This is a genomic window from Pseudomonas gingeri (assembly GCF_013385425.1).
In the GTDB taxonomy this organism is placed as follows: Bacteria; Pseudomonadota; Gammaproteobacteria; order Pseudomonadales; family Pseudomonadaceae; genus Aquipseudomonas; species Aquipseudomonas gingeri_D.
On sequence record NZ_JACAQA010000018.1, the window covers coordinates 344,283 to 359,251 of the forward strand.

Consider the following 14,969-nt stretch of genomic DNA (forward strand, 5'->3'; position numbering starts at 1 on the left):
CAGGCTTGCATTTATAAGTCCCCAAGGATCAGTGCTAGTTCCCACAATGCCCAAGGAAATCCCCTTACGCCTCGAATATCTTTGCCTCAACGGCGGACGATTCAGGCGTCCACCAGGGCCATGGCCTCCTCCACATCCACCGCCACTAGCCGTGAGCAACCCGGCTCGTGCATGGTCACGCCCATCAGTTGATCGGCCATTTCCATGGCGATCTTGTTGTGGGTGATATAGATGAACTGCACCGTTTGTGACATCTCTTTGACAAGTCGGGCATACCGTCCAACGTTAGCGTCATCCAACGGCGCGTCAACTTCGTCGAGCATACAAAACGGTGCCGGATTCAATTTGAAAATGGCAAACACCAGGGCCAGGGCGGTCAGGGCCTTTTCGCCGCCGGAGAGCAAATGGATGGTGCTGTTCTTCTTGCCCGGGGGCCGCGCCATGATGGTGACCCCGGTGTCGAGCAGATCATCACCGGTGAGCTCCAGGTAAGCGCTGCCGCCGCCGAACACTTTTGGAAACAAAGCTTGTATGCCGGCGTTGATCTGATCGAAGGTGTCCTTGAAGCGATTGCGGGTTTCCTTGTCGATCTTGCGAATCACGTTTTCCAGGGTATCGAGGGCTTCCACCAGGTCGGCGTTCTGGGCATCCAGGTAACGTTTACGCTCGGATTGTTGCTGGTATTCGTCGATGGCCGCGAGGTTGATCGCGCCCAATCGCTGGATGCGCGCGGCGATGCGTTCGAGTTCTTCCTCGGCTTCCTTCTCGCTGGCCTCGGCCGTCAGGGTGGCGAGCACGCCGTGCAGGTCGTAGCCGTCTTCCAGCAACTGATCCTGCAAGGTCTTGCGTCGTACGTTGAGGGCCTGCCATTCCATACGCTGCTGTTCGAGCTGGCCGCGAATCAGCTGTGACTGCTGTTCGGCCTGGCTGCGGCGTTTTTCGGCGTCACGCAACTCGCGGTCGGCGTCTTCCAGGGCGATCTGCGCGGTCTTGAGTTCGACGTCGACGCTCAGGCGCTTGTCGAGCAGTTCTTCGAGCTTGAGGCGCAGCTCTTCCAGCGGCGCCTCGCCCTCCTCCAGGTTCAGGCTCAGTTGCTCGCGTTTTTCGCTCAGGCGCTCGGATTGCAGTTCCAGGCGTTCCAGGGCCTGGCGGGTGGAATCATGCTGGGCCTTGAGGGAGCCGAGGCGCACCGCCAGTTGATGGGCATGGTCCTTGTGCTGGCGGGCTTCCTGGCGAACCCGATCGAGGCGCTCGCGCAGGCTGTCGCGCTGGGCCAGCAGCAACTCGCGCTGCTCGGTGTCGACGGCCATGGTGTCGAGGGCCTCTTGCAGTTGCAGGCGGGCCTCACCGACTTCTTCGTGTTCCTGGGCACGCTGCTCGCCCAGTTCGCCCTGCTCTTCATCGAGACGGGTACGGCGCAATTGCAGTTGCTCGGCCTTGGCCTTGCTGGCCGACAGCTTGGCCTTCAGCTCACCCTGCTGGCGGGCTTCGTCCTGCAGCAGACGGCGCAGATGCTCACGTCCGGTTTCCTGCTGGCGCTGGGTGGCGCGCAGGGTTTGCAAGCGGGTTTCGAGGCTGGCCAGGGTTTCTTCACGCTCTTCACGCTCCAGGCCCAGGCGCTGGATTTCCTGACCCCGGGCAAGCACGCCGCTCTCGGCCTCGCTGGCCCGACGCACCCGCAGGAAATGCCGCCCGACCCAGAAACCGTCGCGACTGATCAGGCTTTCCCCAGCCGCCAATTGACCGCGCAGGGACAAGGCTTGCTCAAGGCTTTCAACCGGCTTGACCTGACCCAGCCAGGGCGACAGATCGATATCCGCCTCGACCTTCTCCAGCAGGCTGCCCGGCACCCGGGTGCCGTCCGGCGCCGGGCTGAGCAGACGCAGGTCGCCCTGCTGGAAACCGCCGAGGTCGAGACCGGCGAAATCATCCACCAGCACGGCCTGCAAGTCGGCGCCGAGCACGGTTTCCACCGCCAGCTCCCAACCCGCCTCGACCTTCAAGCCCTCAGCCAGGCGCGGACGCTGCGCCAACTGCTGCTCACGCAGCCACTCGGCCGTGCCGGTGCCCGGATCGAGCGCCGCCTGCTGCAAGGCTTCGAGGGAGGCCAGGCGGCCATTGAGGCGCTGCAAGTCGCCCTGGGCCTGTTGCTGATCCTGCATGGCCTGCTGCAAATCCTGGCGCAGTTGCTCCAGGCGCTCGACCTGGCCTTCTTCGCTGGCCTGCAAATCTTCCAGGGTCTGCTCGCTCTCGGCCAACTGCTCGCTGAGTTCGAGGATGGCCGCGTCTTCCGGGTCCGCCGAGAGCAAGGCGCGCTCTTCGGCCAGACGCCGCTGGCGCTCGGCCAGACGTTCCATGCTGGTTTCCAGCTGCTGGATCCGCGACTGCTGGACTTCGGCCTGGCGCCGCGGCTCGGCCGAGCTCAGGTTGAAGTTGTCCCACTGTTCCTGCCAGCCGTGCATGGTGGTTTCCGACTCTTCCAACGCGGCGGCGGCTTCTTCGGCAGCGGCGCTGGTCACCTCCTGCTCGGGTTCGAGCATGGCCAGCTCTTCACCGAGGGTCGCCAGCAAGGTGCGGTCGTGACCCAGGTGCGATTCGGTTTCCAGACGGGCGCGCTCGGCTTCACGCAGATCGTCCTGCAACTGGCGCAGACGTTGCTGGCCATGCTGGATGCTCTGTTCGACCCGGGCGATATCGCCACCGACCGAATAGAAGCGTCCCTGCACCAGATTGAAGCGTTCGGACAGCTCATGGTGCCCGTCCCGCAGGCGCTCGATGCTGGCGTCGGCGTTGCGCTGCTCGGCCACCAGGGCTTCGAAGCTGATTTCCTGGTTGCCGATAATCGCTTCGCGCTGGCCGACCTGCTCGTTCAGTGCCTGCCAGCGCAGGGCCGACAGTTGGGCCTTGAGCTGACGCTCCTCGCCCTTGTATTCCTGATACTTCTCGGCCGCCTGGGCCTGACGGTGCAGGCGTTCGAGCTGGCGCTCCAGCTCTTCGCGCAGGTCGGTCAGGCGCGCCAGGTTTTCATGGGTGCGACGAATACGGTTTTCGGTCTCGCGACGGCGCTCCTTGTACTTGGAGATGCCCGCCGCTTCCTCGATGAAATTGCGCAGGTCCTCGGGCTTGGCTTCGATCAGCTTGGAGATCATCCCCTGCTCGATGATCGAGTAGCTGCGCGGACCCAGGCCGGTGCCGAGGAAGATATCGGTGATGTCCCGGCGCCGGCATTTGGTGCCGTTGAGGAAGTAGCTGTTCTGGCTGTCGCGGGTGACCTTGCGGCGAATGGAAATTTCCGCGTAGGCGGCGTATTCACCAATCAGGGTGCCGTCGGAGTTGTCGAACACCAGTTCGATGCTCGCCTGGCTTACCGGCTTGCGGCTGGTGGAGCCGTTGAAGATGACGTCGGTCATCGACTCGCCGCGCAGGTTCTTCGCCGAGCTCTCGCCCATCACCCAGCGGACGGCGTCGATGATGTTCGACTTGCCGCAACCGTTGGGACCGACCACCGCCGCCATGTTACTGGGGAAGTTCACCGTGGTCGGGTCGACGAAGGATTTGAACCCCGCCAACTTGATGCACTTGAGCCGCACGCTTAGTCGACCGCCAGGGCAGACAGGACGATGTCGCAGCTACGCTGGGCGTAATTGGCCAGGACCGTGCGGATCAGCGGCAGGTCGCGGGCCATGACGGCGGCCAGCAGTTGCGCGAACAGGGTCAGGTATTCGCTCATTTCCGCCTTGCGCCGCTCCAGCGCCAGGTAATAGGCGCGGCTCATGGCCGGCTGCAGGTTCTCGACGGTTTCCTGCAGGTACGGGTTGTCGGCGAACGGAAAGGCCGCGCGCATCACATTGAAGCTGTCTTCGACGAAGGTGCGGATATCCGCGTTCTCGAAGCTGGCGCTCAGGCGCTGCTGCAGTTGCAGAAACGGCGCGAGGTCGGCCTGCTCCTTCCAGCGTTGGGCGACGGCATTGCCCAGCAGGATGTACAACTCGCTCATCAGGGTGCACAGGCTCTGCACCTTGTGGGCGGTGAGCTCGGTGACATGGGCACCGCGCCGGGGCAGGATGGCAATCAGATGGCGGCGTTCGAGAATCAGCAGCGCTTCGCGTACGGAGCCACGGCTGACATTGAGCGCCAGCGTAACCTTCTGTTCCTGGATGCGCTCCCCGGGTTTGAGGTCGCCGCGAATGATGCGTTCGGCGAGGTGGTGAGCAATTTGCTCGGCGAGGCTGTCCGGCGCCTTGAACGTCATGGTTTTCCTTCAAAATCTTCGATCAGTGCAAGCGGCGCAGTGTAGCGCACTTGATACCGGGTGGCGCAGGGCTCCTGAGGCGGAATTTGGCACGAATCCCGCAATTATTTCAGCAGCTAGACTGGGAGAAAGCGCTCCATGCTTTCAATCGCGAGATTTTCCTGACCCTAAGGTCAGATATTTGTTGACCGAAAAGTCAGATATCACTAGATTCTGCCCATCGGTCAACAACAATAATGAGTCTGCGAGGCCTTCCGTGATCCAGTTTTTACTCAACCAGGAACTCCGCCGCGAGCACGCCCTGGACCCGAATCTGACGGTGCTCGAGTATTTGCGCGAGCACCTGGGCAAATCCGGCACCAAGGAAGGCTGCGCCAGCGGCGATTGCGGCGCCTGCACCGTGGTGGTCGGCGAGTTGCATTGCGACGCTTCGGGCCAGGAGCAGATCCGTTATCGCAGCCTCAATTCCTGCCTGACCTTTGTCTCGTCGCTGCACGGCAAGCAGCTGATCAGCGTTGAAGACCTCAAGCATCAGGGCCAACTGCACAGCGTGCAACAAGCCATGGTCGACTGCCATGGCTCGCAGTGCGGCTTCTGCACGCCGGGCTTCGTGATGTCGCTGTTCGCCCTGCAAAAGAACAGCGATGCCCCGGACAGCCACAAGGCCCATGAAGCCCTGGCCGGCAACCTCTGCCGCTGCACCGGCTACCGGCCGATCCTGGCCGCCGCCGAGCGCGCCTGCTGCAACAAGCCGGCCGACCAGTTCGATGCCCGCGAAGCCGAAACCATCGCCCGCCTCAAGGCCATCGCGCCGACCGAAACCGCGGAACTGAACAGCGGCGACAAGCGCTGCCTGGTGCCCTTGACGGTCGCCGACCTGGCCGCGCTCTACGACTCTTATCCGCAAGCCCGACTGCTGGCCGGCGGTACCGACCTGGCGCTGGAAGTCACCCAGTTCCACCGTACCCTGCCGGTGATGATCTATGTCGGCAATGTGGCCGAACTCAAGCGCATCGAGACCTTTGAAGATCACCTGGAAATCGGCGCCGCGACCCCGCTCTCCGATTGCTACGCCGCCCTCAAGGCCGAGTACCCGGACTTCGGCGAACTGCTGCAACGCTTCGCCTCCCTGCAGATCCGCAACCAGGGCACCCTGGGCGGCAATATCGGCAATGCCTCGCCGATTGGTGATTCACCACCGCTGTTGATCGCGCTGAACGCACAACTGCGGCTGCGCAAGGGCGACAGCACGCGCACCCTCGCGCTGGAAGACTATTTCATCGATTACCGGGTCACCGCGCGCCAGGACAGCGAGTTTATCGAAAGCATCATTGTGCCCCGGGCCGATGCCGCATGGCAGTTCCGTGCCTACAAGGTTTCCAAGCGCCTGGACGACGATATTTCAGCCGTCTGTGCGGCCTTCAACCTGCGCCTCGAAAACGGCGTCGTGGCCGAGGCGCGGATCGCTTTCGGCGGCATGGCGGCGATTCCCAAACGGGCCCGTGCCTGCGAACGCGCCCTGGTCGGCCAGCCCTGGAACCAGGACAACCTGGAACGTGCCTGCGCGGCGCTGGGGGAGGATTTCACTCCACTGTCAGACTTCCGCGCCAGCAAGGAATATCGCCTGCTCAGTGCTCGCAATCTGTTGCGCAAGTACTTTATCGAACTGCAAACACCGCACATCGAGACTCGGGTGACCGCTTATGTCTAACCCTCATGCCGTGGAAAAAACCCAGGCCGAGATGGCCGAACTGTTCGCCCGGGACCTGAGCACCGGCGTCGGTCGCAGCGTCAAGCACGACAGCGCCGACAAGCACGTGGCCGGCGAGGCGGTGTATATCGACGACCGCCTGGAATTCCCCAACCAGTTGCATGTCTATGCGCGGATGTCCGATCGCGCCCATGCGCGCATTCTCAGCATCGATACCGCGCCGTGCTATGCCTTCGAAGGTGTGCGCATTGCCATTACCCATGAAGACATTCCCGGCCTCAAGGACATCGGCCCGCTGCTGCCGGGCGACCCGCTGCTGGCCATCGATATCGTCGAATTCGTCGGCCAACCGGTGCTCGCCGTCGCCGCCCGCGACCTGGATACCGCACGCCAGGCGGCCATGGCCGCGGTGATCGAGTACGAAGACCTGGAGCCGGTGCTGGATGTGGTCGAGGCCCTGCGCAAACGCCATTTCGTGCTCGACAGCCATACCCATAAACGCGGTGATTCGGCCGCCGCCCTGGCCACTGCTGGACAACGTATCCAGGGCAACCTGCATATCGGCGGGCAGGAACACTTCTACCTGGAAACCCAGATCTCCTCGGTCATGCCCACCGAAGATGGCGGCATGATTGTCTATTGCTCGACCCAGAACCCCACCGAAGTGCAGAAGCTGGTGGCCGAGGTGCTGGACGTGTCGATGAACAAGATCGTGGTCGATATGCGGCGCATGGGTGGCGGTTTCGGCGGCAAGGAAACCCAGGCCGCCAGCCCCGCCTGCCTCTGTGCGGTAGTGGCGCGCCTGACCGGGCAACCGACCAAGATGCGCCTGCCCCGGGTCGAAGACATGTTGATGACCGGCAAGCGCCACCCCTTCTATATCGAGTACGACGTCGGCTTCGACAGCAGCGGGCGCCTGCACGGGATCAACCTGGAACTGGCAGGCAACTGCGGTTGTTCGCCAGACCTGTCGGCATCGATTGTCGACCGGGCGATGTTCCATGCCGACAATGCCTATTACCTGGGCGACGTCACCGTCAACGGCCATCGCTGCAAGACCAACATCGCTTCCAACACCGCTTATCGCGGCTTCGGCGGTCCGCAAGGCATGGTCGCCATCGAAGAGGTGATGGACAGCATCGCCCGGCACCTGGGCCTCGATCCGCTGGCGGTGCGCAAGGCCAACTATTACGGCAAGACCGAACGCAACGTCACCCATTATTACCAGACCGTCGAGCACAATATGCTCGAGGAAATGACCGCCGAACTGGAAGCCAGCAGCCAGTACGTCGAACGGCGGGAAACCATTCGCCGCTACAACGCCCACAGCCCGGTGCTGAAAAAAGGCCTGGCGCTGACGCCGGTGAAATTCGGTATCTCGTTCACCGCCAGTTTCCTCAACCAGGCCGGGGCGCTGGTGCACGTCTACACCGACGGTAGCATCCACCTGAACCACGGCGGCACGGAGATGGGCCAGGGCTTGAACACCAAGGTCGCGCAGGTGGTGGCCGAGGTGTTCCAGGTGGAAATCGATCGGGTGCAGATCACCGCCACCAACACCGACAAGGTGCCCAATACCTCGCCCACCGCTGCCTCCAGCGGTGCCGACCTGAACGGCAAGGCGGCGCAGAACGCCGCCGAGATCATCAAGCAGCGATTGGTGGAGTTTGCCGCGCGGCACTACAAGGTCAGCGAGGCGGACGTGGAATTCCGCAACGGCCACGTGCGGGTACGCGACCAGATCCTGACCTTCGAGACGTTGATCCAGCAGGCGTATTTCGCCCAGGTGTCGCTGTCGAGCACCGGCTTCTACAAGACGCCGAAGATCTACTACGACCGCAGCCAGGCCCGGGGCCGGCCGTTCTATTACTTCGCTTATGGCGCGGCCTGCGCCGAGGTCATCGTCGATACCCTGACCGGCGAGTACAAGATGCTGCGCACCGACATCCTGCATGATGTCGGCGCCTCGCTGAACCCGGCCATCGATATCGGCCAGGTGGAAGGCGGCTTTGTCCAGGGCATGGGCTGGCTGACCATGGAAGAACTGGTGTGGAACGCCAAGGGCAAGTTGATGACCAACGGCCCGGCCAGCTACAAGATCCCGGCGGTGGCCGATATGCCGCTGGACCTGCGGGTCAGGCTGGTGGAGAACCGCAAAAACCCCGAAGACACGGTGTTCCATTCCAAGGCCGTGGGCGAACCGCCCTTTATGCTGGGGATTGCGGTGTGGTGTGCGCTCAAGGATGCGGTGGCGAGCCTGGCGGATTATCGGGTTCAACCGAAAATCGATGCCCCGGCGACGCCGGAGCGGGTGTTGTGGGGCTGCGAGCAGATGCGTCAGGTCAAGGCGGAGCAGGTCGCGGTTGTCGAACAGACGACAGAGAGGTGTCTATGAACTACTGGATCAGCGCCCTCGCCGACCTGCAGAACCAGGGCGAGCCCTGCGTGCTGGTGACCATCATCGAAGAGCTCGGTTCGACGCCGCGCAATGCCGGTTCGAAAATGGTCGTCAGTGCCGCCGGCGCCTTCGACACCATCGGCGGTGGTCACCTGGAATACAAGGCCATGCAGATCGCCCGGGACATGCTCGCCAGCGGCCAGCAGAACACCCATCTCGAGCGTTTCAGCCTGGGCGCCAGCCTCGGCCAGTGCTGCGGCGGCGTCACCGTGCTGCTGTTCGAGCCCATGGGCCAGGTCCAGGCAGAAATCGCGGTGTTCGGCGCCGGGCATGTCGGCCGCGCCCTGGTGCCCTTGCTCGCCAGCCTGCCCTGCCGGGTACGCTGGATCGATTCCCGCGAGCAGGAGTTTCCGGCACAGCTTCCCAGCGGCGTACGCAAGATCGTCAGCGAGGAACCGGTGGATGAGATCGACAACCTGCCCGCGGGCAGCTACTGCATCGTCATGACCCATAATCACCCGCTCGATCTGGAACTCACCGCCGCCATCCTCAAGCGCAACGACTTCGCCTATTTCGGCCTGATCGGCTCGAAGACCAAACGGGTCAAGTTCGAACACCGCCTGCGCGAGCGCGGCTTCGACGCCAGCGTGCTGCAGCGCATGCGCTGTCCGCTGGGATTGGCCGAAGTCAAAGGCAAGTTGCCGGTGGAAATCGCCATCTCCATCGCCGGCGAGATCATCGCCACCTATAACGCGAATTTCGGCCAGCACAGCGCGAGCGCCGAACCTATTGCCAAACTGCTGCCGGCTTCTCGCCGCAGCCAGGCCACACACTGAGAAAGACCATGCCTTCGACCCGTACCGCCTACCGCGCCGCCCTCCTGCACAGCCTCGCCGATCCGGCCGAGGTCGGCATCGAGGCCTCCTATGAATATTTCGAAGACGGCCTGCTGGTGGTCGAGAACGGCCGCATCATCGCCCTCGGCGCCGCCAGCGAGCTGCTGCCGAGCCTGCCCGCCGATGTTGAAGTCATCCAGCACACCGACGCGCTGATCACCCCGGGCTTTATCGACACCCATATCCACCTGCCGCAAACCGGCATGGTCGGCGCCTATGGCGAGCAACTGCTGGACTGGCTGAACACCTACACCTTCCCTTGCGAAAGCCAGTTCGCCGACCGCGCCCATGCCGAGGAAGTCGCGGATATCTTCATCAAGGAATTGCTGCGCAACGGCACCACCACCGCCCTGGTCTTCGGCAGCGTGCACCCGCAATCGGTGGATGCTTTCTTCGAGGTCGCGGAGAAACTCGACCTGCGGATGATCGCCGGCAAGGTGATGATGGACCGCAACGCGCCGGACTACCTGACCGACACCGCCGAATCCGGCTACCTGGAGAGCAAGGCGCTGATCGAGCGCTGGCATGGCAAGGGTCGCCTGCACTACGCGGTAACACCACGTTTCGCGCCGACTTCAACGCCGGAGCAATTGACCCTGGCCGGCCAACTGCTGGGGGAATACCCGGACCTGTACATGCAGACCCACATCAGTGAGAACCTGCAGGAAGTGCAGTGGGTCAAGGAGCTGTTCCCGGAGCGCAAGGGTTATCTGGACGTCTACGACCACTACCAACTGCTCGGCGAGCGCTCGGTGTTCGCCCATGGTGTGCACCTGTGTGACGATGAGTGTGCACGCCTGGCGCAGACCGGCTCGGCGGTGGCGTTCTGCCCGACCTCGAACTTCTTCCTCGGCAGCGGCTTGTTCAACCTGCCGATGGCGGAGAAACACAAGTTGAATGTTGGCGTGGGCACGGACGTGGGCGGCGGCACCAGCTTCTCGATCCTGCACACGCTGAACGAGGCCTACAAGGTGATGCAGCTGCAAGGGGCACGGTTGAGTCCGTTCAAATCGCTGTACCTGGCGACTCTCGGCGGCGCCCGGGCGCTGCGCCTGGAGGACAGGATCGGCAGCCTGCAACCGGGCAGCGACGCCGACTTCCTGGTGCTGGATTATCACGCCACGCCACTGCTCAGTTATCGCCTGAAGCAGGCCAGGAATATTGCCGAGATATTGTTCGTCCTGATGACCCTGGGGGATGACCGGACGGTGAAGCAGACCTATGCGGCGGGGAACCTGGTGCATCAGCGCTGAGCGCACCCAGTCTCATCGACAACACATAACCTGTAGGAGCAGGGCTTGCCCGCGAAGCTTTTAGCGATCTCAAGGCCGCCTTCGCGGGCAAGCCCTGCTCCTACAAGGTCCGTATCGGTACACAGTATTGTGGCAAGGCAGAACCGGGCAATTGCCTACAGTTTTGCCGTGGACCGCCCCGGCTTCTTGGCCAGCAACAAGTGCGAGAACACCGCATGCAGGTCATCCGACGCACTCTCTTCATCGAGGTTGAGCTTGCTGTCGATATGGTCCATGTGGTGCATCATCAAGTCCACTGCCAGCACCGCATCCCGGGCCTCGATGGCATCGATCAACTGGGTGTGTTCATCGTAGGAACAGTGCGAACGATTGCCGCTTTCGTATTGGGCGATAATCAATGAAGTCTGCGACACCAGGCTGCGCTGGAAGCTGATCAGCGGGGCATTCTTCGCCGCTTCCGCCAGCTTGAGATGGAACTCGCCGGAAAGGCGGATCCCCGCCCCACGATCGCCACGGGAAAAACTGTCGCGTTCATCGTTGACCATCTGCCGCAACAGCGCCAATTCCTCAGCCGTGGCGTGCAAGACCGCAAGCTCGGTAATCGCCTTCTCCACCATGCGCCGGGCCAGGAACACCTGGCGGGCTTCCTCGACACTGGGACTCGCCACCACCGCGCCACGGTTCGGGCGCAACAACACCACGCCTTCATGGGCCAGGCGCGACAAGGCACGGCGAATGATGGTGCGACTGACCCCGAAAATTTCCCCCAGCGCTTCTTCGCTCAACTTGGTCCCGGGCGCCAGCCGTTGTTCGAGAATGGCCTCGAAGATATGCGCGTAGACGATATCGTCCTGGGTCCCGGTGCGACCGGCCTTGCCGGCACGCGGTTGTTTCTTGAGGGGTTGCAACTGTTCGTTCATGGTCACTCGGATCGGAGACGGCGGCGAATGGACCCCGACTGGCGAACGGCACAGCGGGTCACTGACAAGTAGCGCGTAAAAGCATGGCACATTGTACACAAAGCCGGGTGCCAACACGACTGTACGGCTGTTTGCCGCGCCGGCTGTATTGCAATCAGCCCGCACCTTTACGTTTAGTCTACCCAGACTGTTACCGCTTGTTTCCCTGTACAAGGAATGCCGTCCCATGACCGACCTCACCCAGGCACGCCTGCGCCCCTTGGCCGACACCTCACCTTCCGCCGTGGTCGCCGGTTTTATCGCGATGATGACCGGCTACACCAGTTCCCTGGTGCTGATTTTCCAGGCCGGGCAAGCCGCGGGACTGACCACCGGACAGATCTCCTCGTGGATCTGGGCGCTGTCGATCGGCATGGCGATTTGCAGCATCGGCCTGTCCTTGCGTTATCGCACGCCGATCACCATCGCCTGGTCGACACCCGGCGCGGCCCTGCTGATCACCAGCCTGTCCGGGGTGACCTACGGCGAGGCGATCGGTGCCTATATCACCTGCGCGCTGCTGGTGACGATCTGCGGCCTGACCGGCAGTTTCGAGAAGCTGGTCAAGCGCCTGCCTTCGTCACTGGCGGCGGCGCTGCTGGCGGGCATCCTGTTCAAGATCGGCAGCGAGATCTTCGTCGCCGCGCAGCATCGCACCGGGCTGGTGCTGGGGATGTTCTTCAGCTACCTGATCATCAAGCGCCTGTCGCCACGCTATGCCGTGCTTGCCGCGTTGCTGGTCGGCACAGCCGTCTCGGGCCTGTTGGGCTTGCTGGACTTCAGCGGCTTCAACCTGGAGGTGGCGACGCCGGTGTGGACCACGCCCTCGTTCTCCCTGGCGGCGACCATCAGCATCGGTATTCCGTTGTTCGTGGTGGCCATGACCTCGCAGAACATGCCCGGTATCGCCGTGCTGCGCGCCGACGGCTACAACGTGCCGGCCTCACCGTTGATCAGCGTGACCGGGATCGCCTCGCTGCTGCTGGCGCCTTTCGGCTCCCACGGGATCAACCTGGCGGCCATCAGCGCGGCCATCTGCACCGGGCCCCATGCCCATGAGGACAAGAACAAGCGCTACACGGCCGCCGTCTGGTGCGGGATTTTCTACGGGATTGCCGGGACCTTCGGGGCGACACTCGCGGCACTGTTCGCCGCGCTGCCCAAGGAGCTGGTGCTGTCGATCGCGGCGCTGGCGCTGTTCGGTTCGATCATGAATGGGTTGAGCCTGGCCATGAACGAGCCCAAGGAGCGGGAAGCCGCACTGATCACCTTTATGGTGACGGCGTCGGGGTTCACGCTGTTTTCGGTGGGCTCGGCCTTCTGGGGGATCGTCGCGGGGGTGCTGACACTGCTGATCCTCAATTGGCGCAAGGCCTAGATCCCAAAGCCCCACAAAACCTGTAGGAGCCCGGCTTGCCGGCGATGAGGCCAGCAAGTCTTGCGTCGATCTTGCGGACGCCATCGCCGGCAAGCCGGGCTCCTACAGGGAACGCATTCAACCGGGCCTGAAGGATCAGATCCGGAAATGCCCGACCATCCCCTTCAATTCCATCCCCAGCTGTGCCAACTCGATGCTTGACGCCGCGTTGCCCTGCATCGCCAGCGCCGACTGATCGGCACTGGCGCGGATGCTGGTCACGCTGCGGTTGATCTCTTCGGCCACCGAGCTCTGCTCCTCGGCCGCCGCTGCAATCTGCTGGTTCATCTGCTGGATCAGCGACACCGCCGCGGCGATGCTGCCCAGCGCGCTCTCGGTCTGCAACGCATCGCTGACCGCCAGCTTGACCAACTCGCCACTGCTCTGGATCTGATGCACCGAGGCCTGCGCGGCCGTGCGCAGGGCACTGACCAGGCGTTCGATCTCTTCGGTGGACTGCTGGGTACGCTTGGCCAGGGCCCGGACTTCATCGGCCACCACGGCAAAACCACGGCCCTGCTCACCGGCCCTGGCCGCCTCGATGGCCGCGTTGAGGGCCAGCAGGTTGGTCTGCTCGGCCACGCTCTTGATCACCCCGAGCACCGTGCCGATATTCTGGATTTCCGCGCTGAGGCTTTCGATACTCTGGCTCGCCGAACTGGCCGAATCCGCCAGTTGCTCGATCCGCTGCATGCTCTGGCGCACCACCTGCTGGCCGCTGTCGACCTTGTCGTCGGCGGTCTGCGCCGCCTGGGCGGCCTCTTCGGCATTGCGTGCGACATCGTGCACCGTGGCCGTCATCTGGTTCATCGCGGTGGCGACCTGCTCGGTTTCTTCCTTCTGGCTGCTGACTTCCAGATTGGTCTGCTCGGTAACCGCCGACAATGAATGCGCCGAGGTCGCCAGCTGCTCGATCCCGGCCTGCAGGCCGCTGACGATGCCGCTCAAGCCCGCGCCCATCTGCTGCATGGCCTGCATCAGTTGACCGATTTCGTCGCGACGCCTGACCTCCACCTTCCCGGTCAGGTCACCGGCGGCAATCTGCTGAGCTACCAGGATCACACTGCGCAACGGCGCAACGATCAGACGGGTAATCACCAGCGCCGCCACCAGCCCGACCAGCAAGGCCAGGGCCGACGAGCCGATGATCAGCAGCGAGTTTTTCTTCAGTTCGGCCTGCATCGACTGGTCTTCGGCGGCATAGGCCTGGTTGACCCGCTCGACCACCTGGGCCGCGCGCTCATGCAACTGTTGGTAAACCTTTTTTTCCTGCTCCAGCAGGCCGGTGTATTCGGTGAGCTTGTCACTGAAGCTGGCGATATGACCACTGACCTCGGTCAGCACCGTCTGATAGCCCGGGTCCTTGACCGAGGTCTTGAGTTCCTCCACTTGGGCCAGGGCCTGGTCGGCCTGCTCGATCTTGCCCTTGCTCTGGTTCTCTTCATTGCCTTTGCGGCTCTGGTCGAGGCGCACCCGGGCCTCGTTCATCGCCTGCAACATCAACTGCGAGACATGGCTGACCTGGCCGGCCTGCTCGACAAAATCCTTGCCGTCCTTGCCCTGGGAATCCTTGAGAGCATAGGTACCGTCATCGGACAAACCGGCCTGGAGCACATCCAGGTTGTTGGCCACGCTGGACACCGACCAACTGGCCATTTCCAGCGCCAGGTCCTTGGTCTGGGTCAGTTCGACGAATTCGTCGAACGCCTTGCGGTAGGCACCCAGGGCCTGCTCGACGTCGGTCATGACCGGCACGTTGGCCGCCGATTGCGCCTTGAGGACCTGCGCCTGCGCCAACAGGCCGTCAACGCCCTGATGCAGGGCATCGACGGTCTTGGGATCCGAACGCAGCGCATATTCCTGCTCCAGCAAACGCACCCGGAGCAATTGGCTGTTGAGCGAAGACATCTGCTTGAGCCCATCGAAGCGCAAGCTGATGGTTTGCAAGGACCAGACACCGATCGCCGCCACCAGACCGGTCAGCAGCAATACCAAGGCAAACCCGATACCCAATTTCTTGGCCATACCGAGATTGGCGAAACGTCCTTGCACGGCAGAAATCATGGCGCTTAATCCCCGATTA

9 protein-coding genes and 1 pseudogene are annotated in these 14,969 nt (G+C 62.9%); 5 read left to right on the plus strand and 5 right to left on the minus strand.

Annotated features, from left to right (window positions below):
• Nucleotides 1–101 precede the first annotated feature (101 nt).
• Nucleotides 102–3,590, minus strand: coding sequence for a chromosome segregation protein SMC (gene smc, locus HX830_RS21825; protein ID WP_177102549.1), 3,489 nt, complete (start codon nucleotides 3,588–3,590; stop codon nucleotides 102–104).
• A 2-nt stretch (nucleotides 3,591–3,592) separates the two neighbouring features.
• Nucleotides 3,593–4,252, minus strand: a complete 660-nt coding sequence (locus tag HX830_RS21830) for a GntR family transcriptional regulator (RefSeq protein WP_103497392.1) — start codon at nucleotides 4,250–4,252, stop codon at nucleotides 3,593–3,595.
• Between the two features lie 256 nt (nucleotides 4,253–4,508).
• Here HX830_RS21830 and xdhA point away from each other — a divergent pair, with 256 nt between their 5' ends.
• Genes xdhA through guaD form a run of 4 tightly spaced genes read left to right on the plus strand, consistent with a single transcriptional unit; the run spans nucleotide 4,509 to nucleotide 10,510 of the window.
• Entirely contained in the window at nucleotides 4,509–5,963 is a 1,455-nt protein-coding gene (gene xdhA, locus HX830_RS21835; RefSeq protein ID WP_103497391.1) for a xanthine dehydrogenase small subunit, read from the plus strand.
• A complete protein-coding gene (gene xdhB / locus HX830_RS21840; RefSeq protein ID WP_177102551.1) occupies nucleotides 5,956–8,358 on the plus strand; it encodes a xanthine dehydrogenase molybdopterin binding subunit in 2,403 nt (800 codons plus the stop codon). Before xdhA ends, xdhB begins: the two co-directional genes overlap by 8 nt.
• A complete protein-coding gene (gene xdhC / locus HX830_RS21845) occupies nucleotides 8,355–9,197 on the plus strand; it encodes a xanthine dehydrogenase accessory protein XdhC (RefSeq protein ID WP_152737286.1) in 843 nt (280 codons plus the stop codon). The genes xdhB and xdhC overlap by 4 nt, the downstream gene beginning before the upstream one ends.
• 8 nt (nucleotides 9,198–9,205) lie before the next feature.
• The gene (gene guaD / locus HX830_RS21850; protein WP_152737285.1) at nucleotides 9,206–10,510 is read left to right on the plus strand and encodes a guanine deaminase; all 1,305 of its coding nucleotides are present in this window, start codon (nucleotides 9,206–9,208) and stop codon (nucleotides 10,508–10,510) included.
• Between the two features lie 155 nt (nucleotides 10,511–10,665).
• On the opposite strand, the gene HX830_RS21855 is transcribed toward guaD, so the two are convergent.
• Complete coding sequence (locus tag HX830_RS21855) at nucleotides 10,666–11,430, minus strand: GntR family transcriptional regulator (protein ID WP_152737284.1); 765 nt, start codon at nucleotides 11,428–11,430, stop codon at nucleotides 10,666–10,668.
• Nucleotides 11,431–11,656: 226 nt separating this feature from the next.
• Between HX830_RS21855 and HX830_RS21860 the strand changes: the two genes are divergently transcribed.
• Nucleotides 11,657–12,847 (plus strand): benzoate/H(+) symporter BenE family transporter, encoded by a 1,191-nt coding sequence (locus HX830_RS21860; RefSeq protein WP_177102553.1) that lies wholly within the window; start codon nucleotides 11,657–11,659, stop codon nucleotides 12,845–12,847.
• Nucleotides 12,848–12,982: 135 nt separating this feature from the next.
• Here the strand turns inward: HX830_RS21860 and HX830_RS32580 are convergent, their stop codons facing one another.
• Entirely contained in the window at nucleotides 12,983–13,864 is an 882-nt protein-coding gene (locus tag HX830_RS32580; protein WP_371317537.1) for a methyl-accepting chemotaxis protein, read from the minus strand.
• Between the two features lie 27 nt (nucleotides 13,865–13,891).
• Nucleotides 13,892–14,950 (minus strand): annotated as a pseudogene (locus tag HX830_RS32585) (methyl-accepting chemotaxis protein); the annotation flags it as partial.
• Nucleotides 14,951–14,969 lie beyond the last annotated feature (19 nt).

What these genes read in the sequence shown, in the direction of transcription:
- xdhB (WP_177102551.1), top strand. Translation starts at nt 5,956, where the DNA reads ATGTCTAACCCTCATGCCGTGGAAAAAACCCAGGCCGAGATGGCCGAA.
- HX830_RS21855 (WP_152737284.1), bottom strand. Translation starts at nt 11,430, where the DNA reads ATGAACGAACAGTTGCAACCCCTCAAGAAACAACCGCGTGCCGGCAAG.
- HX830_RS21830 (WP_103497392.1), bottom strand. Translation starts at nt 4,252, where the DNA reads ATGACGTTCAAGGCGCCGGACAGCCTCGCCGAGCAAATTGCTCACCAC.
- HX830_RS21860 (WP_177102553.1), top strand. Translation starts at nt 11,657, where the DNA reads ATGACCGACCTCACCCAGGCACGCCTGCGCCCCTTGGCCGACACCTCA.
- xdhC (WP_152737286.1), top strand. Translation starts at nt 8,355, where the DNA reads ATGAACTACTGGATCAGCGCCCTCGCCGACCTGCAGAACCAGGGCGAG.
- HX830_RS32580 (WP_371317537.1), bottom strand. Translation starts at nt 13,864, where the DNA reads ATGCAGGCCATGCAGCAGATGGGCGCGGGCTTGAGCGGCATCGTCAGC.
- guaD (WP_152737285.1), top strand. Translation starts at nt 9,206, where the DNA reads ATGCCTTCGACCCGTACCGCCTACCGCGCCGCCCTCCTGCACAGCCTC.